General features: G+C 66.2%; 27 protein-coding genes. 6 read left to right on the forward strand and 21 right to left on the reverse strand.

The window, feature by feature from the left end; translation table 11 throughout:
- The first annotated feature begins 32 nt into the window (after positions 1-32).
- Positions 33-806, forward strand: coding sequence for a VTT domain-containing protein (locus QFZ33_RS17075; RefSeq protein WP_307031874.1), 774 nt, complete (start codon positions 33-35; stop codon positions 804-806).
- A gap of 103 nt (positions 807-909) precedes the next feature.
- On the opposite strand, the gene rdgB is transcribed toward QFZ33_RS17075, so the two are convergent.
- The 6 genes from rdgB to clpS all read right to left on the reverse strand — a co-directional run bounded on the left by rdgB (position 910) and on the right by clpS (position 5,283).
- Positions 910-1,575, reverse strand: coding sequence for an RdgB/HAM1 family non-canonical purine NTP pyrophosphatase (rdgB, locus tag QFZ33_RS17080; RefSeq protein ID WP_307029385.1), 666 nt, complete (start codon positions 1,573-1,575; stop codon positions 910-912).
- Entirely contained in the window at positions 1,572-2,330 is a 759-nt protein-coding gene (rph, locus tag QFZ33_RS17085) for a ribonuclease PH (protein ID WP_078026682.1), read from the reverse strand. The genes rdgB and rph overlap by 4 nt, the downstream gene beginning before the upstream one ends.
- A gap of 52 nt (positions 2,331-2,382) precedes the next feature.
- Positions 2,383-3,180: an MBL fold metallo-hydrolase gene (locus QFZ33_RS17090; protein WP_307029387.1), complete on the reverse strand. Its 798-nt coding sequence runs from the start codon at positions 3,178-3,180 to the stop codon at positions 2,383-2,385.
- Entirely contained in the window at positions 3,177-4,202 is a 1,026-nt protein-coding gene (murI, locus tag QFZ33_RS17095; RefSeq protein ID WP_373427290.1) for a glutamate racemase, read from the reverse strand. The genes QFZ33_RS17090 and murI overlap by 4 nt, the downstream gene beginning before the upstream one ends.
- 141 nt (positions 4,203-4,343) lie before the next feature.
- Positions 4,344-4,910, reverse strand: a complete 567-nt coding sequence (locus QFZ33_RS17100) for a DUF2017 domain-containing protein (protein ID WP_307029389.1) — start codon at positions 4,908-4,910, stop codon at positions 4,344-4,346.
- Entirely contained in the window at positions 4,903-5,283 is a 381-nt protein-coding gene (clpS, locus tag QFZ33_RS17105; protein WP_214848029.1) for an ATP-dependent Clp protease adapter ClpS, read from the reverse strand. The genes QFZ33_RS17100 and clpS overlap by 8 nt, the downstream gene beginning before the upstream one ends.
- A gap of 96 nt (positions 5,284-5,379) precedes the next feature.
- Between clpS and QFZ33_RS17110 the strand changes: the two genes are divergently transcribed.
- Complete coding sequence (locus tag QFZ33_RS17110) at positions 5,380-6,708, forward strand: nicotinate phosphoribosyltransferase (protein WP_307029391.1); 1,329 nt, start codon at positions 5,380-5,382, stop codon at positions 6,706-6,708.
- A gap of 19 nt (positions 6,709-6,727) precedes the next feature.
- On the forward strand, positions 6,728-7,363 hold the full coding sequence (locus tag QFZ33_RS17115; RefSeq protein WP_307029393.1) for an isochorismatase family protein: 636 nt from the start codon (positions 6,728-6,730) through the stop codon (positions 7,361-7,363).
- A gap of 23 nt (positions 7,364-7,386) precedes the next feature.
- On the opposite strand, the gene QFZ33_RS17120 is transcribed toward QFZ33_RS17115, so the two are convergent.
- The 8 genes from QFZ33_RS17120 to QFZ33_RS17155 form a co-directional block, all read right to left on the reverse strand.
- Entirely contained in the window at positions 7,387-9,165 is a 1,779-nt protein-coding gene (locus QFZ33_RS17120) for a DEAD/DEAH box helicase (protein WP_307029395.1), read from the reverse strand.
- Positions 9,165-9,506: a DUF3039 domain-containing protein gene (locus QFZ33_RS17125; RefSeq protein ID WP_102972082.1), complete on the reverse strand. Its 342-nt coding sequence runs from the start codon at positions 9,504-9,506 to the stop codon at positions 9,165-9,167. The genes QFZ33_RS17120 and QFZ33_RS17125 overlap by 1 nt, the downstream gene beginning before the upstream one ends.
- A 51-nt stretch (positions 9,507-9,557) precedes the next feature.
- Positions 9,558-10,340: a glucosamine-6-phosphate deaminase gene (gene nagB, locus QFZ33_RS17130; protein ID WP_307029397.1), complete on the reverse strand. Its 783-nt coding sequence runs from the start codon at positions 10,338-10,340 to the stop codon at positions 9,558-9,560.
- Between the two features lie 97 nt (positions 10,341-10,437).
- Positions 10,438-12,009: a transporter gene (locus QFZ33_RS17135; protein WP_307029399.1), complete on the reverse strand. Its 1,572-nt coding sequence runs from the start codon at positions 12,007-12,009 to the stop codon at positions 10,438-10,440.
- Positions 11,991-12,755: an ABC transporter ATP-binding protein gene (locus QFZ33_RS17140; protein WP_307029401.1), complete on the reverse strand. Its 765-nt coding sequence runs from the start codon at positions 12,753-12,755 to the stop codon at positions 11,991-11,993. The genes QFZ33_RS17135 and QFZ33_RS17140 overlap by 19 nt, the downstream gene beginning before the upstream one ends.
- A 100-nt stretch (positions 12,756-12,855) precedes the next feature.
- Positions 12,856-13,953 (reverse strand): NADH:flavin oxidoreductase/NADH oxidase, encoded by a 1,098-nt coding sequence (locus tag QFZ33_RS17145; RefSeq protein ID WP_307031879.1) that lies wholly within the window; start codon positions 13,951-13,953, stop codon positions 12,856-12,858.
- Between the two features lie 5 nt (positions 13,954-13,958).
- Positions 13,959-14,948, reverse strand: a complete 990-nt coding sequence (locus QFZ33_RS17150) for a tetratricopeptide repeat protein (protein WP_307029403.1) — start codon at positions 14,946-14,948, stop codon at positions 13,959-13,961.
- An 81-nt stretch (positions 14,949-15,029) separates the two neighbouring features.
- Positions 15,030-16,802 (reverse strand): hypothetical protein, encoded by a 1,773-nt coding sequence (locus QFZ33_RS17155; RefSeq protein WP_307029404.1) that lies wholly within the window; start codon positions 16,800-16,802, stop codon positions 15,030-15,032.
- Between the two features lie 192 nt (positions 16,803-16,994).
- Here QFZ33_RS17155 and QFZ33_RS17160 point away from each other — a divergent pair, with 192 nt between their 5' ends.
- Positions 16,995-18,362 carry an AI-2E family transporter gene (locus QFZ33_RS17160; protein WP_307029406.1) on the forward strand — a complete coding sequence of 456 codons (1,368 nt, stop codon included), beginning with the start codon at positions 16,995-16,997 and terminating at the stop codon, positions 18,360-18,362.
- A 13-nt stretch (positions 18,363-18,375) separates the two neighbouring features.
- Here the strand turns inward: QFZ33_RS17160 and QFZ33_RS17165 are convergent, their stop codons facing one another.
- Together QFZ33_RS17165 and QFZ33_RS17170 are read right to left on the reverse strand one after the other, a co-directional pair.
- Positions 18,376-19,176 carry an alpha/beta hydrolase gene (locus QFZ33_RS17165; protein ID WP_307029408.1) on the reverse strand — a complete coding sequence of 267 codons (801 nt, stop codon included), beginning with the start codon at positions 19,174-19,176 and terminating at the stop codon, positions 18,376-18,378.
- Positions 19,177-19,230: 54 nt separating this feature from the next.
- A complete protein-coding gene (locus tag QFZ33_RS17170; RefSeq protein ID WP_307029410.1) occupies positions 19,231-19,587 on the reverse strand; it encodes an ATP/GTP-binding protein in 357 nt (118 codons plus the stop codon).
- A gap of 143 nt (positions 19,588-19,730) precedes the next feature.
- Here QFZ33_RS17170 and nucS point away from each other — a divergent pair, with 143 nt between their 5' ends.
- Together nucS and QFZ33_RS17180 are read left to right on the forward strand one after the other, a co-directional pair.
- On the forward strand, positions 19,731-20,426 hold the full coding sequence (gene nucS / locus QFZ33_RS17175) for an endonuclease NucS (RefSeq protein WP_307029412.1): 696 nt from the start codon (positions 19,731-19,733) through the stop codon (positions 20,424-20,426).
- A gap of 283 nt (positions 20,427-20,709) precedes the next feature.
- Positions 20,710-20,913, forward strand: coding sequence for a cold-shock protein (locus QFZ33_RS17180; RefSeq protein WP_003804766.1), 204 nt, complete (start codon positions 20,710-20,712; stop codon positions 20,911-20,913).
- Positions 20,914-21,045: 132 nt separating this feature from the next.
- Here QFZ33_RS17180 and QFZ33_RS17185 read toward each other — a convergent pair whose 3' ends face one another.
- From QFZ33_RS17185 to atpA, 5 genes are all read right to left on the reverse strand, one after another.
- A complete protein-coding gene (locus tag QFZ33_RS17185) occupies positions 21,046-21,477 on the reverse strand; it encodes a DUF2550 domain-containing protein (protein ID WP_076801988.1) in 432 nt (143 codons plus the stop codon).
- 10 nt (positions 21,478-21,487) lie between these two features.
- On the reverse strand, positions 21,488-21,772 hold the full coding sequence (locus tag QFZ33_RS17190) for a F0F1 ATP synthase subunit epsilon (RefSeq protein WP_111905897.1): 285 nt from the start codon (positions 21,770-21,772) through the stop codon (positions 21,488-21,490).
- Position 21,773: 1 nt separating this feature from the next.
- Positions 21,774-23,228 carry a F0F1 ATP synthase subunit beta gene (gene atpD, locus QFZ33_RS17195; protein WP_111905896.1) on the reverse strand — a complete coding sequence of 485 codons (1,455 nt, stop codon included), beginning with the start codon at positions 23,226-23,228 and terminating at the stop codon, positions 21,774-21,776.
- Positions 23,229-23,300: 72 nt separating this feature from the next.
- Positions 23,301-24,191, reverse strand: a complete 891-nt coding sequence (locus tag QFZ33_RS17200; protein WP_307029414.1) for a F0F1 ATP synthase subunit gamma — start codon at positions 24,189-24,191, stop codon at positions 23,301-23,303.
- A gap of 76 nt (positions 24,192-24,267) precedes the next feature.
- On the reverse strand, positions 24,268-25,905 hold the full coding sequence (gene atpA / locus QFZ33_RS17205; protein WP_307031881.1) for a F0F1 ATP synthase subunit alpha: 1,638 nt from the start codon (positions 25,903-25,905) through the stop codon (positions 24,268-24,270).
- Between the last annotated feature and the right edge of the window lie 42 nt (positions 25,906-25,947).

Genomic DNA, 25,947 nt, shown 5'->3' on the forward strand with positions numbered 1-25,947 from the left:
TCAAGTACCCTTGAAACGTGAACTTTAATGCATTGAGCGACTTTGCCGTGCCCGCGCTGGGTGGCGCCGGCCCCGTCCAGCCGCATCTGGCATCATTCCTGCCCGATTGGCTCAACCCCCAGGTCTTCCTCGCCGACCCGGCCCTTGCCCCGTGGGTTGTTCTCCTGGTGTGCGGGATTATCTTCGCCGAAACCGGGCTGCTGATCGGATTCTTCCTGCCCGGGGATTCCATGCTGTTTACGGCGGGCCTGCTCGTGGCCACGGACACCATCAAATTCAACATCTGGCTCTTCGCCGCGCTGATCATTGTGTCCGCTATCATCGGCAACCAGACGGGCTACCTCATCGGGTCCAAGGCGGGTCCCGCCATCTTCAACAAGCCGGACTCCAGGCTGTTCAAGCGTGAGAACGTTGACAGTGCGCACAAGTTCTTCGAAAAGCACGGCGGCAAGGCCCTGATCCTGGCACGCTTTGTGCCCATTATCCGCACCTTTGTCCCGGTCATCGTGGGTGTTGCCCAGATGGACAAGCGGAAGTTCTTCCTCTTTAACGTCATCGGCGCCTTCCTCTGGGGCGGCGGCGTGACGCTTCTCGGCTACGTGCTGGGCGACAAGATTCCGTGGGTGCGGGAAAACCTGGACATCATCTTCATCGTCATTGTCCTGCTCTCGGTGATTCCTGTCGGCATTGAAGTTGTGCGCGGCATGACCGCCAAGCGCGAGGCCGCGCACTTCGGGACGGACCCGGTGGAAGAGTTCATCGAGGAGCACGAGCCCGAGGCCGAGCGCAAAACCAACCTGGACTGACGGGCGTTCCGGCACGCTTTCATGGCGAGCCGGAACCCTGAAACGCGGAAGGGCACCTCAGAACTGAGGTGCCCTTCTTTTCAAAAACCAACTGTTCGCGGAATTACCGCAGGGCCTCGACGATCGAGGGAAGCAGCGCACGGAACGCCATGCCACGGTGGCTGATGGCGTTTTTCTCCTCCGGGCTGAGCTCGGCGCAGCTCCGGTCCAGGCCCAGGGGTTCCAGGACGGGGTCGTAGCCGAACCCGCCTGCGCCGCGCGGTTCGCGCAGCAGCGTGCCGGCCAGCTGCCCGTACTCCACCACTTCGCGGGCCCCGTCCGCGGAGGCCGACTCCGGTACGGCGAGGGCCGCCGCGCACACGAAGGCGGCACCGCGGTGGCCGTCCGGCACGTCCGCCAGCTGGGCCAGCAGCAGGTGCAGGTTGGCGTCGTCGTCACCGTGCCGGCCGGCCCAGCGCGCGGAGAAGATCCCCGGCGCGCCGCCGAGGACATCCACTGACAGCCCGGAGTCGTCGGCGATGGCCACCAGCCCCGTAGCCTCGGCGACCGCCCGCGCCTTCAGCAGTGAATTTTCCGCAAAGGTCACCCCGGTTTCCGCCACGTCCGGGGCTCCGACGGCGGCCGCGTCCACCACCTGCGTGTCGACGTCGAGCCCTGGGATCTGCCCGCGCAGCAGCTCCCGCAGCTCCCGCAGTTTCCCGGCGTTGCGCGTGGCCAGCACCAGCCGGGGTGCCGCTCCCGTCGCGGGCACGCCGCTGTCGCCACTCACGGCGCCTCGGCCAGGGTTTCGCGCTGGATCGCGGCCAGCTGTTCCGTCCCCAGCAGTGCCAGGTCCAGCAGCTTGTTGAGCTCGTCCCGGTCAAAGGGGGCGCCCTCGGCCGTGCCCTGGACCTCCACGAACTTGCCGGAGCCGGTCACCACGACGTTCATGTCGGTTTCGGCCCGCACATCCTCAATGTACGGCAGGTCCAGCATCGGGATACCGTCGATGATCCCCACGGACACGGCGGCGATGGTGTCGACCAGCGGCTGGGCGTTGCGGGCGATCATCTTGTTCTCGCGGGCAAAGCGGATGGCCTCGGCGAGCGCCACGTAGGCGCCGGTGATGGCCGCCGTCCGCGTACCGCCGTCGGCCTGCAGGACATCACAGTCCAGGACGATGGTGTTCTCCCCCAGGGCTTTGGTGTCGATGATCGACCGCAGCGAGCGCCCGATCAGGCGGGAGATCTCGTGGGTGCGGCCGCCGATCTTGCCTTTGACGGACTCGCGGTCCGAGCGGGTGTTCGTGGCACGCGGGAGCATGGCGTACTCGGCGGTCACCCAGCCGCGGCCTTCGCCCTTGAGCCAGCGCGGAACACCTTCGGTGAGGGAAGCGGTGCACAGGACCCGGGTGTTGCCGAACTCGATGAGGGCCGATCCTTCGGCCTGCTTGGACCAGCCGCGGGTGATGCTGATGGGCCGGAGCTGGTCCGGGGTGCGGCCGTCGGCACGGATGACGGGGGCAGTGGTTGCTTCGGAAGTCATGCCTTTAGCTTATCGATTTATCGGGCTGCACCCGGCCGGCCCAGGAAGCTGCTCAGACCGTGTAGTGCACGCCCGCCACGGCCACGGCCACGTCACCGGCGAAGGCGGGACGCGCCTCGGCCATGACCTTGGTCTGCGACGTCCACACCGGAATGTGAGTAAGGAGAAGGCGGCGGGCGCCTGCGGCAGTAGCGGCTTCAGCGGCCCGTTTTCCGGTGAGATGGACGTCTTTGATGCCGTCGTCACGGCCCTCCTCGAAGGCCGCCTCGCAAAGGAAGAGGTCGGCGTCCTTGGCCGCCTCCTCCAGCCCGCGGCACGAATCCGTGTCGCCTGAATAGGTCAGCACGCGGGTCACGCCATTCCCGGCGGCGTCCGGCTCATTCACCTCCACGCGCAGCGCATAGGCCTCCTCCACCGGGTGGTTCACTGTGAAGGGCGTGACAGTGAAGGGGCCGACGGTGACGGACTGGCGCTCGGTCCAGTTCGTGAAGTCGAACTCCTCGTGCATCCCCGGATCCAGGTCCAGCCCGTAGGCAGTTGCCATCCTGTCGGCGGTGGCGGCGGGGCCCCAGACGGGGATCCTTCCCCGGTCCCAGCCGCCGGGCTTCCAGCGCACCGCCACGTGCAGGCCGCAGAGGTCCATGCAGTGATCGGGGTGCAGGTGAGTGAGGAAAATCGCGTCGATGTCCTCGAGGTCGGTGTACCGCTGGATGGCGCCCAGGGCCCCGCTGCCGAGGTCCATGACCACCTTCCACACCCGTTCGCCGTCATTGGCGGTCAGCAGGTAGCAGGAGGCGGGCGATCCGGGTCCGGGAAATGAGCCCGTGCAGCCGACGATGGTGAGCTTCACAGGAACGGCCCCCCGAGGGATGCTCCGCTGCCCGCAGCCTGCCCGACGAAGTTGGAGATGCGCGGGCGGGCGGCCGCGTTCCGCGCGGCGGCGATCATTTCGGGGGTGATCCGTGCCAGGCTGCCCGTGGGGTACTGCGCTGCGACATGGTCCACGTGCTTCACGCTGAGCACCTCCGGCCCCAGGAACCTGCGGGCCAGCGCTTCGAACTGACCGGGATCGCCGGTGGCGATGAAGCTGTGCTCCGGCGGGGCCGGGTCCGTCCGTTCGAGGCCGTTGCTGGCCAGCGCCCGGTAGACGTCCTTGGCGGTTTCCTCGGCGCTGGAGACCAGCGTGACGTCCTCGCCCATGACGTAGGAGATCACGCCGGTCAGGAGCGGATAGTGCGTGCAGCCCAGCACCACGGTGTCCACGCCCGCGGCTTTCAGCGGCTCAAGGTACTCGCGGGCGATGTCGAGCAGTTCCGGCCCCGTGGTGATGCCGGCCTCCACGTACGGCACGAATGCAGGGCAGGCCACGGAGGTGATAACCAGGTCAGGCGCCGCGGCGAACGTGTCCTCGTAGGCCCGGGAGCCCACGGTGGCGGAGGTGCCGATCACACCCACCCGGCCGGTGCGGGTGGCCGCGACGGCGCGGCGCACGGCCGGCTGGATCACCTCGATGACAGGAATTCCGTAACGCGCCGTGTAGCGCTCACGGGCGTCACGGAGCACCGCGGCCGACGCCGAGTTGCAGGCGATGGTAAGCAGCTTGACGCCGGAGTCCACGAGTTCGTCCATGACGCCGAGGGCGTTGGCGCGCACCTCCGCGATGGGCAGCGGCCCGTACGGGCCGTGGGCGGTGTCGCCGACGTAGAGGATGGATTCGTTCGGCAGCTGGTCGATGATCGACCGTGCCACCGTGAGGCCGCCGACCCCGGAGTCGAAGACGCCGATCGGCAGCGATCCCACATTTACGCCGTCGGCCGTTGCGGACTCCGCTGCAGCTCCCGCTGCCGGATCCATGCTCGATGCTGAAGTCATGATTATTTGAGGATAGGTCTTCCCGTGAGGTGCGGCCATCACTTGTGGCCAGCGACTCATGTCGAATTTGTCACATCCGGCGGCCGAAACGGCTCGCTACTGGAACCGCCCAGTGGCGGCACCGGTCACCGCCCGAACGGCTCAGGGCCGCGTGTCCAGTGACTGCAGCATCGCCTGCACGAGGGACTCCTGCAGCCACGTGGTGAAGTTGTAGACCAGGGCGAGGTAGCTTTCCACGTCCTCGGCCTGGGACCAGTCCTGCATCTGGTGGACGTGGTCCGCATCCGCCTCGTCCCGGATGTCGAGCCGCTCGGCGAGCACCAGCCGCACGTCGTTCAGCGCCGTGGACCAGTGCCGGGCATCAGACGGGGTCAGGACGAGCTCATCCTTGTCCAGGCCCAGCGCGGCGGCGCGCAGCGCGCCGATCTTGCTTTCCCGCAGTGAGCGTTCGGTGAGCTGGCGGAACTCAAGCGAGGCCCCGGCGTCGTCCTTCACTGCGTTGGGCAGCAGCCGGCGGAGGGCACGGTCCGACGGTTCCCGGACCTCCATGTCCAGTCCGATCATCGCGGCGAGCGGGTCCTCGGAGCCGCGATCCGCCGGCTCCAGCATGGAGATGACGTCGGCGAACAGGCTGCGCAGCAGTTCCCTCTCGGCCGGTTCCAGGAAACCGGTGATGCCTTTGAGTCCGTGTTTGAAAGCCTTAGCCACGTTTTCCCTTGCCCTTGCCCGGGCCGCCGCGTTTGCCGCCCCCGCTGTCTCCGCCGGTGGCCTTCTCCACAGTGGCCCACAGGCCGAACCCGTGCATCGCGACCGCGTGCTGCTCCACCTGTTCCTTGCTGCCGTGGGCAACGATGGACCGGCCCTTCCTGTGGACCTCAAGCATCAGCTTGTTGGCTTTTGTTTCCGAGTAACCGAAATAGCTCTGGAACACGTAGCTGACGTAGCTCATGAGATTAACGGGGTCATTCCAGATGACAAGGTTCCAAGGGACGTCCGGGGCGGTCAGGGTGTCGGTGGACACCGCCGTTCCGGTCTGGATGCTCTCCTGGGTGTCAGGGCCGAGCGCAACGCTTAAGGTCATCTGTCCATTCTATGGCGATGCTGGGCCCACGCCGGCGAGGGCCCCGCGGCGAAGCGAAGCGAGACGTGGGAGCCGGTGGGGACTAGAGTGATTTTTGTGAGTAACTCCGCTGGCTGGGAGCAGCCCCGCACGTCCCTGTTCACCGACCATTACGAGCTGACCATGCTGCAGGGGGCCCTCCATTCCGGCGCCGCGCACCGCAAGGCCGTGTTCGAGGCGTTCGCGCGCCGGCTCCCGGACGGGCGCCGCTACGGAATTGTGGGCGGCACGGGCAGGCTGCTGGAGGGCATCATGGCGTTCCGGTTCGGCGACGCGGAGCTCGAATTCCTGGCGCGCACCGGCGTGGTTAACAAGGAGACGCTGGACTACCTGGCCGACTTCCGCTTCACCGGCGACATCTGGGGTTATGCCGAGGGCGAGGCGTACTTCCCCAACTCCCCCATCCTGATCGTCGAATCGACGTTCGCGGAGGCGTGCGTCCTGGAGACGTACGTCCTGTCCGTCCTCAACCACGACAGCGCCATCGCCTCGGCCGCGTCGCGCATGGTGATGGCGGCCGGCCAGCGGCCCTGCATCGAGATGGGGTCCCGGCGGACCCAGGAGGAATCAGCCACGGCTGCCGCCCGCGCCGCCGTCATCGCCGGGTTCGACAGCACCTCAAACCTCGAGGCTGGGCTCCGGTACGGACTCAAGACGGTGGGCACCGCCGCCCACTCCTTCACGCTTCTCCATGACACCGAGCGTGACGCCTTTGAGGCGCAGGTCGCCTCCCTGGGGGCCGGCACCTCGCTGCTGGTGGACACGTACGACGTCGAGACCGCCGTCCGTACGGCCGTTGACATCGCCGGGGACAAGTTGGGCGCCGTGCGGCTGGACTCCGGCGACCTGGTGGAGCAGGCGCAGTGGGTCCGGCAGCTACTGGACGAGCTGGGCAACGAACGCACCCGCATCACCGTAACGTCGGACCTGGACGAGTACGCGATTGCAGCACTGCAGTCCGCCCCCGTCGACTCCTACGGGGTGGGCACCTCCCTCGTGACCGGCTCCGGGGCACCCACCGCCAGCATGGTCTACAAGCTGGTCAGCCGGACCGACGACGCCGGGGAGTTCGTTTCGGTGGCCAAGGCCGCCAAGAACAAGACGAGCAAGGGCGGGCGCAAGTACGCCCTCCGCCGGCTCAACGACAACGGCACGGCCACGCAGGAGCTCATTGGAGTGGGCCACCGGCCGGCGGACGACGGCAATGACCGTGCGCTGCTCCAGCAGTTCATCAAGAACGGCGAGCTCCTGCCCGGCTGGACCGGCCACGAAGGCGTCCTGCGCGCCCGGCAGCGCCACGCCGATTCCATGGCCGAGCTGCCCTCGGTAGTCCACCGTCTGCACCGCGGCGAGCCGGCTATCCCGACTCTCTATGAGGACAACTGATGAGAACTGAGGAGAACTGATGGCACGGGCACTCATCATCGTCGACGTCCAGAACGACTTCTGCGAGGGCGGCGCGCTGCCGGTAGAGGGCGGGGCCTCCGTGGCGGGGGCCATCAGCGAGTACGTCGAGAACCACCACGGCCAGTTCGACCACATCGTGGCCACGCAGGACTGGCACATCGATCCGGGCGCCCATTTCTCGGAAGCCCCGGACTTCAAGGACACCTGGCCCCCGCACTGCGTGGCCGGGACCCAGGGTGCCGAGCTTCACCCGGAACTCGACACCGAGCACATCCAGGCCTACTTCCACAAGGGCCTGTATACCGCGGCCTATTCCGGGTTCGAAGGCCTGCTGGCACCGGAGGACGCCGTCCCCACAGGAGAACGGCAGCCCGGTTCCCTGCCCGGAGCAGCCGACCCCGGTTACGCCCCTGAGGAAGACGCAATCGGCCTCGACGACTGGCTCCAGAGCCACGACGTGGAGGACGTCGTGGTGGTGGGCCTCGCCACCGACCACTGCGTCATGGCGACGTCACTGGATGCCGTCCAGGCCGGCTACGCCGTCACCGTGATTAAGAGGCTGACGGCCGGTATCGCCGATGACCTCGACGACACCTACGCCGAAATGGAGCTGGGCGGCGTGGACCTCGAGTAGGTTCCCGCCTACTTCCTGCCGGGCTATGTCCTGCCGATGAACCAGTCCTGGAGCTTCTTCAGCCTGGACTGGAGCTGCTCCTCGTTCGCCTGTGCCACCGGAGGGCCGCCGCAGACGGTCCGCAGCTTCGTGTGCACCACGCCATGCGGGGTGCCCGTCCGCGCAGACCAGGCCGCCACGTTCTTCGCCAGCTCGTTCCGCAGGTCCATCAGCATCCGGTGGTCGGGTACCGCGGGGGCGGCGGGCGCTGCCGCAGGGCCCTGGCGTTTCTTGCGGCCCTGCTGCTCGTGCTGGCGCTGGCGCAACAGCATGCCCACCTGCTCCGCGTCCAGCAGGCCCGGGATGCCAAGGAAGTCGAGTTCATCCTCGGAGCCGATGTCGCCTCCGGTGCCGAACTCGCCGCCGTCGAACAGCACGCGGTCGAACGACGCCTGCGAGTCCAGCGCCTCAAACTTGCCCTTGGTCAGGCTGTCCGACGCCTTCTCCTCGCGGTTCGCCTCGTCCATCAGCGACTCTTCGAGGTCCATCAGGCCGTCCGCATCATCGTTCTGCGGCCGGTCCAGGGCATGGTCACGTTCGGCTTCCATGCTGTTGGCCAGCGCCATCAGCTGGGGAACGGACGGCAGGAAGACCGAGGCCGTCTCGCCCCGCTTCCGGGAACGCACAAAGCGACCCACTGCCTGGGCGAAGAACAAGGGGGTTGACGTTGACGTGGCGTAGACGCCCACCGAAAGGCGCGGCACGTCAACGCCTTCGGACACCATGCGCACGGCAACCATCCAGCGCTGGTTGCCCGCGCTGAATTCCTCAATCTTGTTGGAGGCCTTCGCGTCATCGGACAGAATCACGGTCGGCGACTCGCCCGTGATCTTCTTGAGCTGGCCGGCGTACGCCCGGGCGTCCTCGTGGTCAGTGGCGATCACCAGGCCGCCGGCGTCGGGAACTGACCGCCGGACCTCGCTGAGCCGCTTGTCCGCTCCGGCCAAGACGGCGGGAATCCATTCCCCCGCAGGGTTCAGGGCGGTCCGCCAGGCCTGCGACGTGATGTCCTTGGTGACCGCGGCCTCGCCGAGGGAGGCGGCCATCTCGTCGCCGGCGCTGGTGCGCCAGCGCATCTGCCCGGAATAAGCCATGAAGATGACCGGCCGCACCACGTGGTCACGCAGCGCATTGCCGTAGCCGTAGGTGTAGTCCGACTTGGAGCGCCGGATGCCCTCGCGGTCCTCGGAGTACTCCACGAAGGGAATGGGCGAGGTGTCCGACCGGAATGGCGTACCGGTCAGGGACAGCCGCCGGGCGGCGGGGTCGAAGGCCTCGCGGAGACCGTCGCCCCAGGACAGCGCCTCGCCGCCGTGGTGGATTTCATCAAGGATCACCAGGGTGCGGGCGGCTTCGGTCTTGGCCCGGTGCAGCATGGGCTTGCTGGCCACCTGAGCATAGGTCACGGCCACACCGATGAACCCGCGGCCGTGCTGACCGTCCGAATTCTTGAAGTTCGGGTCAATGGCGATGCCGACGCGCGCCGCAGCGTCAGCCCACTGCCGCTTCAGGTGGTCTGTGGGCGCCACGATGGTCACACGGTTCACCGTGCCGGCCTCGATGAGCATGGAGGCCACCCTGAGCGCAAAGGTGGTTTTGCCGGCGCCGGGGGTGGCCACTGCCATGAAGTCGCGAGGAGCCTTGCTGAAGTAAAGGTCCAGGGCTTCCTGTTGCCAGGCACGGAGCTTCTGGGCGGTTCCCCAGGCTGCACGCTCCGGATAAGCCGGAGGCAGGGTGGGGCCGCCGAAGAGTGTCTCCGTCACTACTTGTTGTTGCCTGAGTCTCCGCCGGACCCCTTGCCGCCGTCGTTGCCCGGGCGGAGGCCGTCATAGACCTCTTTGCACTCCGGGCAGACCGGGAACTTCTGCGGATCCCGTCCGGGCGTCCAGACCTTGCCGCACAGCGCGATGACCGGTTCGCCCGTCAAAGCGGACTCCATGATCTTTTCCTTGCGCACGTAGTGCGAGAAGCGCTCACGGTCGCCGGGCTCCACTTCCTGGCGCAGTTCCTCGCGCTCAATGGTTGCGGTGGACGATCCGGCTCCGGAAAGCTCACGCATGGGGTCGTTGTCGAGAGGATCCGTCATGCTACTCATGGCATCCATCTTAGCCGTTCCGGACGTGCGGCCGCGGGAGGACCCGGGCGCAGGTTCCTGTCAGAGCCCCTGCCACGCCGGTTTGTGGTCAAAGGTGTGCCGGTAGTAGTCGGCGAGCTTCAGTGACGACGCGGCGGCCTCGTCCACCACGATGGAGGCATGGGGGTGCAACTGAAGGACAGAGGCAGGACAGATCGCGGCAAGGGGCCCCTCCACGAGGTCGTGGACGGCCTGCGCCTTCTGGGCTCCGGTGGCCAGCAGGATCGCGTGCCGCGACTCAAGGATGGTGCCCAGCCCCTGGGTCACCACGTGGTGCGGAACCTCTTCAAGGCTGTGGAAGAAGCGGGCGTTGTCGCGCCGGGTCTGCTCGATGAGCGACTTGATGCGGGTGCGGGATGCCAGCGACGAACCCGGCTCGTTGAAGCCGATGTGCCCGTCGGTGCCCAAGCCCAGAAGCTGCAGGTCGATGCCGCCGCGCTCCCTGATCCGGTCCTCGTAACCACGGCAGGCCGCCGGGATGTCCGCGGCACTTCCGTCCGGTCCGAGGACGTTCCCGGGGTCGATGTTGACCCGGTTCGCGAAGTCGCGGCGAATCACCTCCCGGTAGGACTCGGGGTGTCCGGGTTCCAGCCCCACGTACTCATCCAGCGTGAACCCGGAGGCGCGGCTGAAGTCCAGGCCGGCCTGTTCGTGGCGCCGGGCGAGTTCGTCGTAGACCGGCAGCGGCGATGATCCCGTGGCAAGCCCCAGCACGGCGTCGGGCTTGCCCTGCAGCAGGCTTTCCACCGCGTCCGCCACGAGGGAGGCAATCTGCTTGCCGCCCGGAAGTATGACGACTTCCATTTCCGGCCTTTCTCTCAGCTGTCCTGCTAGTCAACCACGGCGGCTCCCCGCCCGGCAGATGTATTCGCCGGTCAGGGCGCTCAGCGGTTGGGTGTTTTCAGCGGTTGACCGTGACCTGGGCCAGGAGCTCCGGGCCGCGGGCATCGAGCCAGCGCCCGCCCACCCGGACCCCCACAATGAACAGGGCCGCGCCGAGGACAGGGCCAAGCGCCAGGTTGATCCAGCCGAACAGCGGTTCACCGGTGAGCACCTGCGCCAGGACCAGGCCGGCCTCCGGGAGGACCAGCACCAGGAGGACACCCATCCCGCCAAACTGGACGGCAAGGGTCTGCCCCACGTTGCCCGGCGGCTTCTTGAACGGGCTGTCGCCCGGAAGAGGCACGGCAATCGTGTAGCGGGCGGACACCACGGAGGACAGGCCCAGCCCGGTCAGCAGCACCCCCACGGATAGCCCCAGGATGGAGGGCCACCACGCCCAGTCCCGCATTACGAAGAACGGCACAATGGCGAGGACCAGCACCGTTGGCAGCGCGAACGCCAAACAGGCCAGCGCGCGCCCGAGCCGGTCGTGGACACCCCGCACGCCGGCGGCCAGGTGCAGGGCAAATGCGGTGTTGTCGTACGACACATCCCCCGAGATGGACCACGCCAGGAGGAACGCGGTAAGCGGCCCGGTAATCATCAGGACGCCGTAGTCGTTGGCCTGGCTGCCCTGGAAAGCCAGGACGACCGGCAGCAGCGGGATGACCACCAGCGAGCCTGAATACCGGGGATCACGGAACCAGTAGGTCAGCGCCCGTGCCGTGATGGCACCGGCCGGCGTGCCGGGCAGGAGCGCGAAGAGCCCCAGGCGCCCGCCCTTCCGGCGGCTGCTTCCGGCATAGGGCGGCGTGACCAGCGCACGTTCGAGCAGCAGCTTCCAGCACCAGGAAAGCCCGGCGAGCGTGGCCACGGCGATGAGCAGTTTGAGTCCAGCCGGGCCCGCCTGTCCCCTTTCGAGGTCGCCGCCCAGTGACCAGGCGGCCCCCAGCGGCGTCCAGGAAATCCTGCCGGCCAGCTCGGACAGGAAGGCTCCTGAACCCGCCATCCCCTGGAAGATGCCGGCGGTGATGGGGCCGAGGAGGACCAACGGAACCATGAAGGCAATCCCGCTGATGTCTTTGAAGCGCCGTGAGGCAGCCAGGCTCGCGGTGGCCGTTGTGACGACGCGGGAGAACACCACACAGGTGAGCACGGCCAGGAGGGCTCCGACCAGCGCGCCCACGGCTGGCAGCACACCGCGGGACCAGGTGACCACGGTGCCCAGGGCGACGAGCAAAGTGGCCAGCCCGGGGAGCCCGATGAGGCCGCCGAGTGCCAGGCCGGCCAGCAGTTGCGGCATGGGCACGGCCGACGTCGTGAACCGGGCCGGGTCCAGCGTCATGTCCACGGCCGAGGCGATGACGGGCACAGTCCCCCAGCCCAGCAGGGCGGCCGAGCCGCCGAGCACCACCACGGTCTGGGCCAGGCCCGGATCCTCCTGCCGGAGGAGGACCAGCAGCACCACACACATGCCCACGATGCCCAGCGCATACAGTCCGCCGAAGGCCAGCCCCACCAGCTGCCACGGGCTGCGCTTCAGACCGTTTCGCAGCAGCGTGAGCTTCAGCCTCAGAAGGTGCGCAACCATTCGAGCCCCTCCGTCCGGCTCCTGCCGCCCACGAGCTGCACGAACCGCTCCTCCAGGCTTGCTCCGGCACGCACCTGGTCGACCGTTCCGGCGGCCAGGATCCGGCCACCGGCGATCACGGCGACGTGGTCGCACATCCGCTGCACGAGGTCCATCACGTGGCTGGACACGATCACGGTGCCGCCCGTGGCCACGTACCTGTCCAGGATGTCCCTGATGTTGGCGGCGGAGACGGGATCCACGGATTCGAAGGGCTCATCCAGCACGAGGACCTTCGGCGCATGGATCAGCGCGGAGGCCAGCGCGATCTTCTTGGTCATGCCGGCTGAGTAATCCACCACGAGCGTGCCCGCGTCCTGGCTGAGGTCCATGGCTGCGAGCAACTCCCCCACCCGGGCGGCCACCACCTCCCTTTCCATGCCACGGAGCAGCCCGGCGTAGGTGACCAGCTGCTCACCGCTGAGCCGGTCAAAGAGCCGCACCCCGTCGGGCAGGATGCCCATCAGCTTTTTGGCTTCCAGCGGCTGCGCCCAGACGTCCACCCCGTGGACCACCGCCGTTCCGAAGTCCGGGCGGAGAAGGCCCGTGGCCATGGACAGGGTAGTGGTCTTGCCGGCACCGTTGGGCCCGACAATGCCGAAGAACGAACCGGCGGGAACGTCAAGGCTGATGCCGTCCACGGCGATCTTGGTGCCGAAGCGCTTGGCAAGCCCCCTGATCGAGAGGGCTGTTAAGGGAGTGCTCATGCACTTACCCTAGCCGCGCACTTACCCTAGCCGCGGCCCGCAGCCAGGGGGATCCTCCGGAAGGAGTAGAAACTAACCGGCGCGGAACGCCCAAAAGCTGTCAGAACGTGCGGCGCGGCACGGCCCGTTCATACTGCGGCGCCCAGCGCAGGTCGTGGCCGAGTTCAAAGGCGGCCCGCAGCCACCAGTGCGGATCCCGCAGTGCCGCCCGGGCGATGAAGACGCCGTCGGCCTGTCCGGTGGCCACCACATGTTCGGCCTGCCCGGGGGACGTCAGCAGCCCGACGGCGCCGGTGGCGACTCCTGTTTCGCGGCGGATCCGGGCTGCAAATTCGGTCTGGTACCCCGGTCCCGGGTGGATCTGCTGGTGCGCCACGGCCCCGCCGCTGGACACGTCGATCAGGTCCACGCCCCGCTCGGCGGCCTGCGCGGCCAGCCGGACCGAGTCCTCGACTCCGATTCCGCCCTCCGCCCAGTCGGTTGCCGAAATGCGCAGCAGCAGCGGCATGGACTCCGGGATGACATTGCGGACAGCGTCGATGACAGCCAGCGTCAGCCGGTTCCGTCCCTCAGCATTGCCGCCCCAGGAGTCAGCGCGGTCGTTGATCAACGGGCTTTGGAACTGGTGCAGGAGATAGCCGTGGGCGCCGTGCAGCTCGATGGTGTCGAAGCCGATGTCGACGGCGCGGGTCGCTGCGGCGGCAAAATCCGCGATGACGCGCTGGATGTCATCCTCCGTCATGGCCGCGGGCGGCGCGTAGCCGTTGAACGCCTGGGCTCCCGGTCCCACTGTCTCCCAGCCGCCGTCGGACGCCGGAACCGATCCGCTCCGGCCGGAAAACGGCCAGTACGTGGAGGCTTTGCGTCCGGCATGGGCGAGCTGGGCACCGATCTTGGTCCCGGCGACTCCGTGGCGGTGCACGAAGTGGACGATCCGCTCCCAGCCTTCCGCCTGCTCGTCGTTGTACAGCCCCGCGTCGCGCGGGCTGATGCGCCCTTCGGCGTTGACTGCCGCAGCCTCGGTCAGGATGAGGGCCGCTCCCCCGGAGGCAAACGATCCGAGGTGCATGAGGTGCCAGTCGTTGGGCACTCCGGGGGCCTCGTCAGGTTCGCAGCTGTACTGGCACATCGGCGAAACCCAGCCGCGGTGCTGCAGTTCCAGGGAGCGCAGCGTCAGGGGCTGGAACAGCGCGGGCACGGCCACTAAAACAGCACCCGTGCCAGAGCCTGGCGGGCCTTGCCCACCCGTTCGTCCGTGGTTCCAACAACTTCGAACAGCTCGAGCAGGCGCACGCGGGCGGACTCGCGTTCCGGGCCGAAGTTCCTGCCGATGAACGCGACCACGCGGTTCAGGGCATCCTCCACGTGGCCGCCGGCGAGATCAAGGTCAGCAAGGCCCAGCTGGGCCGTGAGGTTGTCGGGTTCATCCGCGGCGAGCTGGCGCAGTGCCTCGCCCTCGGGTCCGGAAAGGCTCTGCAGGCGTTCCATGAGTTCCACCTGCGCCAGGCCAGCCTTGGCCTCCGCATCAGCCGGCATCTCGGCGAGCGCCTGCCGGTAGGCAGCGGCCGCAGCGGCATAGTCACCCTCTTCGATGGCGTCGAAGGCTTTCTGGTGAAGCGGCGGCAGAGCGGCAGGGGCGGGGTCTTCGGATGTACCTGCGCCGCCTCCAACGTTGCCGGTCACCCCGTTGGCGGCGGCAACCGTGAGAAGTTCGTCCAGCAGTGGGCGGATCTGCTCCTCGTCGGCGCCACCCTGGAAGAGCGGAACCGGCTGGCCTTTGAGCACGGCGACGGCAGTGGGAACGGCCTGCACTTGGAACGCCTGGGCCAGCTGCGGGAATGCTTCGATGTCTGCAGCGGCGAGGACCAGCCGGCCGCCGTAGCTCTGGATAATCCGGTCAAGGGCATCCAGCACGCCGGTGGATTCGGGCGAATAGGCGGCCCAGAGGGCAAATACCACGGGCACCTGGGCGGACAGCTCAATAAGGCTCTGGAAGTTCGCCTCGGTGACGTCCACCCGGAGGGCGGGTCCGCCGCCGGCCACACCGGCGGCCTGCTGGGAATCACCGGCGGCAGCGTTGCTCGGAGGCGCGGGCGGCGCCGGGCGCTGCTTGAGGGAGGAGAGATCGACGGCGCCGCGAAGGTTAAGCTGGCTCGCGGCTGAAGGGACAGGGCGGGAAGCTGGCGAACTCATAGCTCCCACTTTAGCCACAAGAACGGCCGCGGTAAGCACCGCGGCCGCTCCAGTGACGGCAGGTTTACGGAGAGCCGTTCCCTACTTGAAGCTGGCGCCAACCAGTCCGCGCGTGGCAGCGACGAGCTTCATCGGATCCTTCGAGGCGGCCGGCGGCACGTACACGGCCACGGATTCGGCGAACTTCAGCACCATGCCGGTGGTGGTCTCCTTGCCGCCGGCGAGGACGGCCGCATCGTTGCCGATGGACAGCTTGTCGCCTTCCGCCTTGGGGGTGCCGTCGAAGTTGAAGGTCAGGCGGCCAAGGACCAGGGCCCCGCCGTCCTCCGTCCGGAACACGACAGTGCTCTCCGGAACAACCTTGTGCGTGAACGCGAACTTGCCGTCGACGCCGTCCTTCACGATGTCAGCCTGGTAGGACAGCGTGTCCGCGATGTACGGGGAGGATTCCCCTTCGACCAGCTTGCTCTTGAACGTGGAGTTGGACGTGGTCAGCCGGTCGGCCAGGCCGGCGAGCGCTTCCTGCCCGCTGTAGAGCAGGCCGGACTTGTCGCCCGCGGCAAGCGACTCGGTGCCGCCGCGCACGATCGCGGGGAAGGTGGTGCCGGGCTGCAGCGGAGACGTGCCCACGAGCTTGTAGTTTTCCCGCGGGGAGTTCTGCACGAGCGTCAGCAACTGCGGCACTACGTTGCCTTCACCCTGCGTGACGGCCATGACGGAGCGCGGCCATTCGCGCTTGTCCGTGACCACCGTCGTCAGGAGCTTGGTGGAACGCACGGGCATGCGCGCGTCATAGGAGGCCACACGCGACCTGATCTTGTAGTTCTGGGTGCGGACCTCGAGTTCCGTTCCGGCAACGCGGGCGGCAAGCTTCTTGGCGTCCTTGGCGGCGTCGCCGGCGTCGGTGGCGCTGGCCACCTGCTCCAGGATGCGGCGGAACTGGGCGTCCAGGACCACCGGTGTTCCGCTCGCTGCAGCGGATGCTGACGCGCCCGTCGTGGGTGCTGCGGATTCGCTTGTAGTAGAGGCCGGGGCCGACGAGTTGCTGGCCTGCGCGGCAGCTGCTCCGCCGGCGAGGACAACGGCGGTGGTGGCCGCGACCACCACGCTGAGCCGCGCGGAAGAGGACCGTTCACCGGCCTTGGCCGCCGCCTTGGCGCGGGCACGCCGGGCAAACAGGCTGCCCTGCTTGTCGCTGGCCTTGCCAGCGGATCCGTTGTCGGGGGACCCGCCGTCGCGGGGCGCCCCGCCCCTGGGCTTGAGGACCAGCAGTGCCCCGCCGGCAAGAATCAGGAGTACGCCAAGGACCATGAGCGGCACGGCCCACGGCATGGAGGTGTCATTGGGGAACGTCATGGAAATGGACGACGGCGCGGGCTTCTTTCCGTCTGCTGCGAGCAGCAGGGACCAATCGCCGTCGGCCGGGGCGGACCACGTGTAGTCCATCTCGCCGCTGGCGTTCTCGGTACTGACCCAGAGGTCGGAGCCGGCGGGCGTCGGCGCGCTGGCTTCGCCGTCGGTGTGCTTTACCTGCAGCGTCTTTTTGTCGTCGGAGAGTCCGGTGACGGTGTTGTGGGCGGTCTTGCCCACCCAGGCGTCGACGTCATCCGGGCGTCCGGCCGCGAGCAGGAAGCTGCCCTCACCCTTGACCTTGATGGTGACCGTTCCGCCCTCGAGGGTGCGGAGCTTCTGGTCGATAACGGTCAGGGGCGCGGCTTCGCCGGCGGAAGCCGTTGCCGTGACCGTCTCGGCGGGGGCCCAGAAGGTCTTCTGCCCGATGCCGGCCAGCAGTGTCAGGAGGCCGAGCAGCACAAGTGCAACTGCAGTCTTGAAACGCAAAGGAATACCTATCATCAGCGGGGGTTTACCTCCAATAGTAACCGTTTTGTTACCAATAGGCCGGATCGGGGGCAACAGGGCCCCGGTTGCCGGCCCAGCGAAACGCCGCCCGCCCGGCTATTCACAAGGCTGCTGATAGTGTTTGCGATGATCATCACATCCGGCCCGCAGCCGCGGCGCCACGCACGGTAAAGGCATCAAAAAGCAGTGACTGAACACACGGATCCGTCCATGCGCGGCGCCGAAGATCTGCCCGACGCCGACTCCCCCCAGAGCCTGCCGGCACCACAGGACACTGCGGCACGCCGTGCGGCAGAACGCAGCGCAGCGCCACAGCCCACGCCGCCGCAGAAACCGGTCAGGACGAAGGGCCGTCCCGCAGCCCTGGGCGCCGTGTTGAGGCGCCTGCGCCAGCCGATCCCCGGCGCCCAGCCGCGGCTCCGGTTTGAATTCCCGCCGGAGCATCCCGACAACCTTGAGACAGAAGATGCGGGCGAACCCGGGGACACCGAGCGTTTCGGTTCCCCCGGGCCCCGCATCTCGGCCCAGCACCCGCTGTACCTGGGGTTCATGGGCACCGTGGGCGTGGGCCTGGCCCTCCTGGTTTACTGGATCGGCTCCCACACCACCCAGCTCCTGCTCTGGATCGTGGCTGCCCTGTTCATCGCCCTCGGCCTGGATCCGGTGGTGCGCTGGCTGGAGGGCCGGAAGATTCCCCGGCCCGCCGGCATCCTCGTGTCGGTGTCCGTGCTGATGCTCGCTGTCGTCGGCTTCTTTGCCACCCTCATCCCCACGATCGTGGAGCAGGTAACCGAGCTCGTGCAGCAGGCCCCGGTGTGGGTGCGCGACTTCATCAACTCGGATTTCTTCCGGACGGTGGACAACCAGTTCGGCGTGCGCGACCGCATCACGGAGGAGCTGGACAAGTTTGTCAAGAACCCGGAGGCCATAAGCGGCATCTTCGGCGGCGTCGTCGGCTTCGGTTCAACGGTGGCCAACGGCCTCTTCGGTACCCTGATCGTGCTGGTGCTCAGCCTTTACTTCCTCGCCGCCCTGCCCGCGATGAAAAAGTGGGGCTACCGGCTGGCACCGCGGTCCCGGCGGGGACGCGTCGAGGCGCTGTCCGAGGAAATCAGCCGCTCGGTGGGCAACTACGTCATCGGCCAGGCTGTCGTCGCCCTCCTGAACGCCACCTTCGCCTTCATCGTCATGTCCATCATCGGCGTGCCGTTCGCCGTGCTGCTGACGTTCGTCGTGGCGCTCCTGGCCTTCATCCCCCTGGTGGGCGGGATGATCGCCGGCGTGGTTGTCATCCTCATCACGCTCACATTGGGCTGGCAGTCCGCCGTGGCCTACGCCATCTGCTACTTCGCCTACCTGCAGTTCGAGGCATACTTCATCTCGCCGCGCATCATGCAGAAAGCCGTGGCGGTGCCCGGCGCCGTCGCTGTCATCTCGGTGATCGCTGGAGGCAGCCTGCTCGGCGTCCTGGGGGCACTCATTGCCATCCCGACGGCGGCCGCCACCCTGCTGCTCATCAAGGAGATTTACATCGTGCGCCAGGACAAGCACTAGGCGCAGGCAATCACTAAACGGCGGCGGTGGCCACCGGACCTTCCCATTCCTGCGGCAGGCCCTCGGCTCCCCCGCCGTCGCGAGTAACGTCGTCCACGATCTCATTCAGTACCCGGGCGGCCTGCTTCTCCCCCACCCAGAGGTGCTTGGCGCCGTCGACCCCCACCACCCTGGCCTGGGGCACAAGCCCAAACCGGGCCTCTGCGGCGGCGGGCCGGAGGTAATCGTCGTGCTCGGGCACCAGGACGGTCAGCGGCTTGCCGGCGGCCGCCCAGAGCAGCAGGTGCTCGTCGGTGGCGCGGTGCAGCGGCGGGGACAGCAGCACTGCGCCCTCCACCTGGGAGGCCACCGGTTCCACGGCGCCGTACATGAGGGCGAGTTCCGTCCCGAAGGACCAGCCCACGAGCCAGCGGTTGGGCAGACCCCGTTCGACGGCGAAGCGCACCGCCGCCTCCACGTCGTACCGCTCGCCGATGCCCTGTTCAAACGTTCCATCGCTGGTTCCGCGCGGCGAGGACGTACCCCGGGTGTTGAAGCGCAGTACGGCCACCCCGGCCAGCGCCGGCAGCCGATAGGAGGCCTTGCGGTACACGTGCGAATCCATGAAGCCGCCGTGCGTGGGCAGCGGGTGGAGCGTGATCAGCGTGGCCGTGACCGGACCCGATTCCGGCAGGGCGAGTTCGCCCACCAGCGTGTGGCCGTCCTCGGTACGGATTTCGATGTTTTCGCGCCGGGCGGGAAGCACCGTGGAGGCGCGGATCGCCGTGGCTGCTGATGGCTGGCTGAAAACGTACGACGCCGGGTCAAAAGTCATGCGCACCAGCTTATCTTCCGGCCGGGTTGCTCCCGACACGGGTCACCCCGCGCGTTACCTGTACCGGAAGTTACGGGAGGTCCAGCAGTTGGTGTGCCAGTGGCGCCGCTCGGCCAGTCCCGCGCCAGCTCCGAACAGGTGGTCATCCGCCCAGACCACAAGGTGGGCAATCCCGGGCAGCACCGCCGTGGAGCAGCCCGGGCAGATGTATGTCTTTTCGGCGTTGCGCGCCGTCATGGTGCGCACCATCCAGTCGCCGTCCGGCGCGCTTTCCCGGCGGGCGATTCCCGCGCGTGCCCGCTCCAGGTCAAGTTCCGGGGCGGGACCTGCGCCGTGCTTTCCTCCGCCCGGGGCGTTTCCGGCCGGACCGCGCGCGGCTTTGGGGCGGCGGGGACGGTTGGAGCGGGGCATGCCTCCATTCTGCCTTAGCGGATGCCCCTGCCCGGCCCTGCATGACACCGCGCTACTGCACTCCAGGGTTCCGTCTCCGCCTGGCGGCCACTGCAGAGAAGGGGCTGCAGGGAAGGCACCGCAGAGAAGGTATGGTGTAGGGCGTGCGTCTCGTCATAGCCCGTTGCTCCGTTGATTATGTTGGCCGGCTCAAAGCCCATCTCCCCCTCGCCACCCGGCTCCTGCTCGTGAAGGCTGACGGTTCGGTCCTGGTGCACTCCGACGGCGGCTCCTACAAGCCGCTTAACTGGATGAGCCCGCCCGCCGTTCTCCGCGTCACCTCCCCGAAGGACGCCGACGTCGAAGTTGGCGTCGTCGAGCAGTGGACCGTCCAGTCCGCCAAGACGGACGACAGGCTCATCATCAACATCCATGAACAGCTCCACGACAGCTCCCACGAACTGGGACAGGACCCCGGCCTGATAAAGGACGGCGTCGAGGCCGATCTGCAGCGGCTCCTCGCCGACCAGATCGAAACCCTCGGGGAGGGGTTTTCCCTGATCCGGCGGGAGTACTTCACCGCCATCGGGCCAGTGGACATCCTCGCCCGGGATGCCGGCGGCGCCACGGTGGCCATTGAACTGAAGCGCCGCGGGGACATCGATGGCGTGGAGCAGTTGACGCGGTACCTTGAACTGCTCAACCGGGATCCTCTGCTAGCACCGGTGCGCGGCATCTTCGCCGCCCAGCAAATCAAGCCGCAGGCCAGGGTGCTCGCCACGGACCGCGGCATTGACTGCGTGACCCTGGATTACGACGCGATGCGGGGCGTTGACGACGTCGAGTCCCGGCTTTTCTGACCGCGCGGGTCCGTAGCCAAACGGTGATCAGGCGTTTACTCCGGATTTGCCCAAAATTTGCCGCAATTCGCGTTTTGACCGTTGACCAGACGGTTTGCCCATGAAATTCTTATAGCAGTCTTTGTGTAGGTGTTTTTCATGCTCGCAAGACATGTTGCGAGCGCGAAGCTCCTGCAACGCAATTCCGGTCAACGGGGATGCAGGCCAGGATTCTTCTCGCGGAGTAACCAAGACCAGTACGAGGTGTGCTGGCCTTAAGAAGTTCCATACTGAGGAGAAATAAATGGCACAGGGAACCGTGAAGTGGTTCAACGCTGAAAAGGGCTTCGGCTTCATCACCCCGGATGACTCCGATGGCGATGTCTTCGTTCACTACTCCGAGATCCAGACCGGTGGCTTCAAGACCCTCGACGAGAACCAGCGCGTTCAGTTCGAAATCGGCCAGGGCGCCAAGGGCCCCCAGGCCACGGGCGTAACCGTCGTCTAATTTGTCTCAAAATAAATGATCCTCGGCATTCGTGCCGGGGATCATTTTTTGTGTCACTAATATTTTCAGATCTTGAAACATTGCCAGAGTCGTACTAGCGCGCCCTGCCGGGTCAAGCCAATGCCGGGAGCCTCAGCGCCAGGTCCCCACGCCGATGACCGGCCCGGCTTCAAGCCACGAGGACAAACCTGTATATGCGTCGAACTTCATGGCCAGGAAGACATCCTCCCCCTCGTACCGAAGTTCCACGATCACCACATCGGGTTGCACCTTGACCAGCTCCGCCTCCGTGGGCTGGCGCCGGCCCAGCAGCTCAAGGGAGCTCCGTTTGAAGCGGTGGCGGGGCCGGACGCTCAGCGACAGCAGTTTGAACCACTCAAGCTCATTGTCCTGATAACGACAAACCCCCATCCGCCAGCTCTTTCCAGCCGTACGAATGGAGGCGTCCACCGTGCCCAGGGCGCGCCGCAGGTTGAAGCGGCGCACCCCAAAAAGGCACAGCGTAAAAATCAGCACCGCAAACACGGTTGCTATGGCGATGAACGGAAAGGAAGTAACGTCCATCAGGGTTGTGCTATCGGATCCCCGCAGTGGCCGCGTCACCCAGTTGGGCGTTGTCAGCAACAATTACCACCCGGTCGTTGTCGACGGAGAAGAACCCGCCGTCAACATCGACGGCAATACGGTCGCCGGAAACCGGCTCGATTGCCAACTGACCCTCGGCCAAAATCGCCAGCACGGGCGAGTGGCCGGGCAAGATTCCGATCTCACCATCGCTGGTGCGGGCCTTGACCATCTTGGCCGCCCCGGACCACACGAAGTGGTCCGCTGCGACAATCTCAACCTCAAGCTCAGCCATATTACTTGGTCTGTTCCTGAATCTTGGCCCACTGGCGCTCAACGTCATCCAGGCCGCCGACGTTGAAGAACGCCTGCTCTGCAATGTGGTCGAGTTCGCCGTCGCAGATCGCGGAGAAGCCTTCAACAGTGTCCTTGATGGAAACCGTGGAGCCCTCAACGCCGGTGAACTGCTTGGCGGTGTAGGTGTTCTGCGACAGGAACTGCTGGATACGGCGCGCACGCGACACGACGATCTTGTCCTCTTCGGACAGTTCGTCAACACCGAGGATGGCGATGATGTCCTGGAGTTCCTTGTTCTTCTGCAGGATCTGCTTCACACGGACAGCCGTGTTGTAGTGGTCCTTGCCGATGTACTGCGGGTCCAGGATTCGGGACGTCGAAGTCAGCGGGTCGACTGCAGGGTACAGACCACGGGAGGCGATTTCACGGGAAAGTTCCGTGGTGGCGTCCAGGTGTGCGAACGTCGTGGCCGGTGCCGGGTCGGTGTAGTCATCTGCGGGGACGTAGATGGCCTGCATCGAGGTGATGGAGTGGCCCTTCGTGGACGTGATGCGCTCCTGGAGGAGGCCCATCTCGTCGGCAAGGTTCGGCTGGTAACCCACGGCGGAGGGCATGCGGCCCAGCAGCGTGGAAACCTCGGAACCTGCCTGCGTGAAGCGGAAGATGTTGTCGATGAAGAGCAGCACGTCCTGGTTCTGGACATCGCGGAAGTACTCCGCCATGGTCAGGGCGGACAGGGCCACGCGCAGACGCGTTCCCGGCGGCTCGTCCATCTGGCCGAACACAAGGGCGGTGTCCTTGAGAACGCCTGCCTCTTCCATTTCAACCCAGAGGTCGTTACCTTCACGGGTGCGCTCGCCGACACCGGCGAACACGGAAGTACCACCGAAGTTGCGGGCAACACGGGTGATCATTTCCTGGATCAGAACGGTCTTGCCCACACCGGCGCCGCCGAACAGGCCGATCTTTCCACCCTTGATGTACGGGGTGAGGAGGTCGATGACCTTGATGCCCGTTTCGAGCATTTCGGTGGAACCCTCGAGGGACGCGAAGGACGGGGCCTTGCGGTGGATCGGCCAGTAGTCCGAAGCCTGGATCTCGGACTCGTCGACGTCCAGCGGCTTGCCGAGGACGTTGAAGATGTGGCCCTTGACGCCGTCGCCAACAGGCACGGTGATCGGGGAACCGCTGTCGACTACGGACGTGCCACGGACCAGGCCGTCGGTTGCCTGCAGGGAGATAGCGCGGACGAGGTTGTCACCCAGGTGCTGGGAGGTCTCGAACGTGATGGTCTTGGTCTCACCGTTGAGAGTGATCTCGGTGGTGAGTGCGTTGTAAATCGAGGGGATTGCGTCAGCCGGGAATTCGACGTCGACAACCGGGCCAATGACACGTGCGATACGGCCGGTAGCACCGGCCGTTGCTGCTACGTGTTCGGTAGCGGTGGCAGTCATCTCTCTCACTTCACTCGTAGATGGCGTGGGGTTAAGTTTATCTTTTGTTGCAGGGGTCCGGGACCGGTCCGGCTACGACGCGAGTGCGTCGGCGCCGGCCACGATTTCGGAAAGTTCCTGCGTAATCTCTGCCTGGCGGGCGGTGTTGCGCAGACGCGTGTACTTCTTGATGAGGTCCGTGGCGTTGTCGCCGGCGGATTTCATCGCCCGCTGCCGTGCAGCAAGTTCAGAAGCCGCTGCCTGCAGCATGGCCGCGAAAATGCGGGATTCGATGTAGCGCGGCAGCAGTGCGTTGAGCACCTGTTCCGGCTCCGGTTCGAACTCGTAAAGCGGCAGCAGTTCCGATTCGGAGGACGCCTGCTCTTCCACAACTTCGAGGGGAAGAAGTCGGATGACGGTCGGCTCCTGCGTCACCATAGACTTGAAGCGGGTGTACACAACGTGGATCTCGTCCACGCCGCCCTCTTCGAAGTCTGTGGCGAAGTCTTCGAGCAGGGCCGCGCCGATTTCCTTCGCCGTGGCGAACTCAGGGGCATCGGTGTTGCCGGTCCAGACGCGCCCATAGGGACGGTTCCGGAACTCAAAGTAAGCCTGCGCCTTGCGGCCCAGCAGGAACGTCTTGACTTCCTTGCCTTCGGCACGGAGCAATTCATTCAGGCCTTCGGCCTGCTTGAGCACGCCGGCGGAATACGAACCTGCAAGGCCGCGGTCTGAGGTGATGACCAGGACGGCGGCCCGGCGGATGTTCTCCGGCTCGGTAGTCAGGGGGTGGTCGATTTCGCTCTGGCTTGCGACAGCAGAAACAGCGCGCGTGATCGCGTTCGCGTAAGGCAGTGAAGCTGCCACCCGGGCACGGGCCTTGCCAATGCGCGAGGTAGCGATCAGTTCCATCGCCTTGAAGATCTTGCGCATCGACGTCGTCGAGCTGATCTTCTGACGGTAGACCCGGATCTGGGCTCCCATACTTATCCTTTCCTAAGATCCCGATGGCCGGGACTGCCGGACCCCCAGAGGGTTCCGGCAGTCCCTGCCAGCGAAACTAGCGCTTCTGCCTGACGATTTTTTCCTGGTCGACCTGACCCTCCGAGATAGCTTCATGCTCCTCGTGGCCGGCGCCCACCAGCTGGTTGTCCCCCTCGCCGAAGAAGCCCTTCTTGAAGTCCACGATGGCGGTCTTCAGTGCTTCGACGGTGTCATCGCCCAGAACGTTGGTCTGAGCCAGCGTCGTGAGGATGGAGGACTTGTGCTTGAGGTGGTCCAGGAATTCGGACTCGAAGCGGCTGATGTCCTCAACCGGAACGTCGTCCAGGTAGCCCTGGGTACCGGCCCAGATGGACACAACCTGGTTCTCGATCGGGAACGGCGAGTACTGGCCCTGCTTGAGCAGTTCCATCAGGCGTGCACCGCGCGTCAGCTGCTGGCGGGATGCGGCATCGAGGTCCGATGCGAACATCGCGAAGGCCTGCATGTCGCGGTACTGGGCAAGATCCAGCTTCAAGGTACCGGAGACCTTCTTCATGGACTTGACCTGGGCGGCACCGCCAACGCGGGATACCGAGACACCAACGTCAACAGCGGGGCGCTGGTTGGCGTTGAAGAGGTCCGACTGCAGGAAGATCTGGCCATCGGTGATGGAGATCACGTTGGTTGGGATGTAGGCGGAAACGTCGTTTGCCTTGGTTTCGATGAGCGGCAGACCGGTCATCGAGCCTGCGCCGAGCTCGTCGGAGAGCTTGGCACAACGCTCCAGCAGGCGGGAGTGCAGGTAGAAGACGTCACCCGGGTAGGCTTCGCGTCCCGGCGGGCGGCGGAGCAGCAGTGACACCGCACGGTAGGCTTCGGCCTGCTTGGACAGGTCATCGAACACGATGAGGACGTGCTTGCCGCCGTACATCCAGTGCTGGCCGATGGCCGAACCGGCGTACGGTGCAAGGTACTTGAAGCCGGCCGGGTCAGAAGCCGGGGAGGCAACGATCGTGGTGTACTCGAGCGCTCCGTTGTCCTCCAGGGTCTGGCGGATTGCTGCGATCGTCGAAGCCTTCTGGCCGATCGCTACGTAAACGCAGCGAACCTGCTTAGTTACGTCACCGGAAGCCCAGTTGTCCTTCTGGTTGATGATGGTGTCGATGGCAATGGCGGACTTGCCCGTCTGACGGTCACCAATGATCAGCTGGCGCTGGCCGCGGCCGATCGGAATCATGGCGTCGATGGCCTTCAGGCCGGTCTGCATCGGCTCGTGCACAGACTTGCGCTGGGTAACGCCCGGTGCCTGGAGTTCCAGGGCACGGGTGGTCTCGGCCTTGATCTCGCCGAGGTCGTCGATGGGCACACCCAGGGGGTCAACCACGCGGCCGAGGAAGGCGTCGCCCACCGGCACGGACAGAACCTGTCCGGTGCGGTGAACTTCCTGGCCCTCTTCGATACCGGTGAAGTCACCGAGGACGATGACACCGATCTCGCGCACGTCAAGGTTCTGGGCGAGGCCCAGGGTGCCGTCTTCGAAGCGAAGCAGCTCGTTCGCCATGACCGAGGGAAGGCCCTCAACACGGGCGATGCCGTCACTTGCGGCGGTCACACGGCCGACCTCTACGCGCTCTGCGTTTCCGGGTTCGTAGGACGCCGCGAATTCGTTCAACGCATTACGGACGTCGTCGGCGTTGATGGTCAATTCGGCCATCTGCAGTCCCTGCTCTCCTGTATTCGTGATCATCGTTGCTCA

The sequence above is a fragment of the Arthrobacter globiformis genome, from assembly GCF_030815865.1.
In the GTDB taxonomy this organism is placed as follows: domain Bacteria; phylum Actinomycetota; class Actinomycetes; order Actinomycetales; family Micrococcaceae; genus Arthrobacter; species Arthrobacter globiformis_B.

Bases quoted from the DNA above. Each gene is read 5' to 3' on its own strand.
- QFZ33_RS17190 (WP_111905897.1), bottom strand. From the start codon at position 21,772: ATGGCTGAGCTTGAGGTTGAGATTGTCGCAGCGGACCACTTCGTGTGG.
- atpA (WP_307031881.1), bottom strand. From the start codon at position 25,905: ATGGCCGAATTGACCATCAACGCCGACGACGTCCGTAATGCGTTGAAC.
- clpS (WP_214848029.1), bottom strand. From the start codon at position 5,283: ATGACCTTAAGCGTTGCGCTCGGCCCTGACACCCAGGAGAGCATCCAG.
- QFZ33_RS17135 (WP_307029399.1), bottom strand. From the start codon at position 12,009: ATGGTTGCGCACCTTCTGAGGCTGAAGCTCACGCTGCTGCGAAACGGT.
- murI (WP_373427290.1), bottom strand. From the start codon at position 4,202: ATGACTTCAGCATCGAGCATGGATCCGGCAGCGGGAGCTGCAGCGGAG.
- QFZ33_RS17140 (WP_307029401.1), bottom strand. From the start codon at position 12,755: ATGAGCACTCCCTTAACAGCCCTCTCGATCAGGGGGCTTGCCAAGCGC.
- rph (WP_078026682.1), bottom strand. From the start codon at position 2,330: ATGACTTCCGAAGCAACCACTGCCCCCGTCATCCGTGCCGACGGCCGC.
- QFZ33_RS17185 (WP_076801988.1), bottom strand. From the start codon at position 21,477: ATGGACGTTACTTCCTTTCCGTTCATCGCCATAGCAACCGTGTTTGCG.
- QFZ33_RS17165 (WP_307029408.1), bottom strand. From the start codon at position 19,176: ATGACTTTTGACCCGGCGTCGTACGTTTTCAGCCAGCCATCAGCAGCC.
- QFZ33_RS17170 (WP_307029410.1), bottom strand. From the start codon at position 19,587: ATGCCCCGCTCCAACCGTCCCCGCCGCCCCAAAGCCGCGCGCGGTCCG.
- QFZ33_RS17200 (WP_307029414.1), bottom strand. From the start codon at position 24,191: ATGGGAGCCCAGATCCGGGTCTACCGTCAGAAGATCAGCTCGACGACG.
- QFZ33_RS17155 (WP_307029404.1), bottom strand. From the start codon at position 16,802: ATGATAGGTATTCCTTTGCGTTTCAAGACTGCAGTTGCACTTGTGCTG.
- QFZ33_RS17150 (WP_307029403.1), bottom strand. From the start codon at position 14,948: ATGAGTTCGCCAGCTTCCCGCCCTGTCCCTTCAGCCGCGAGCCAGCTT.
- atpD (WP_111905896.1), bottom strand. From the start codon at position 23,228: ATGACTGCCACCGCTACCGAACACGTAGCAGCAACGGCCGGTGCTACC.
- nagB (WP_307029397.1), bottom strand. From the start codon at position 10,340: ATGGAAGTCGTCATACTTCCGGGCGGCAAGCAGATTGCCTCCCTCGTG.
- QFZ33_RS17125 (WP_102972082.1), bottom strand. From the start codon at position 9,506: ATGGATGCCATGAGTAGCATGACGGATCCTCTCGACAACGACCCCATG.
- QFZ33_RS17180 (WP_003804766.1), top strand. From the start codon at position 20,710: ATGGCACAGGGAACCGTGAAGTGGTTCAACGCTGAAAAGGGCTTCGGC.
- QFZ33_RS17115 (WP_307029393.1), top strand. From the start codon at position 6,728: ATGGCACGGGCACTCATCATCGTCGACGTCCAGAACGACTTCTGCGAG.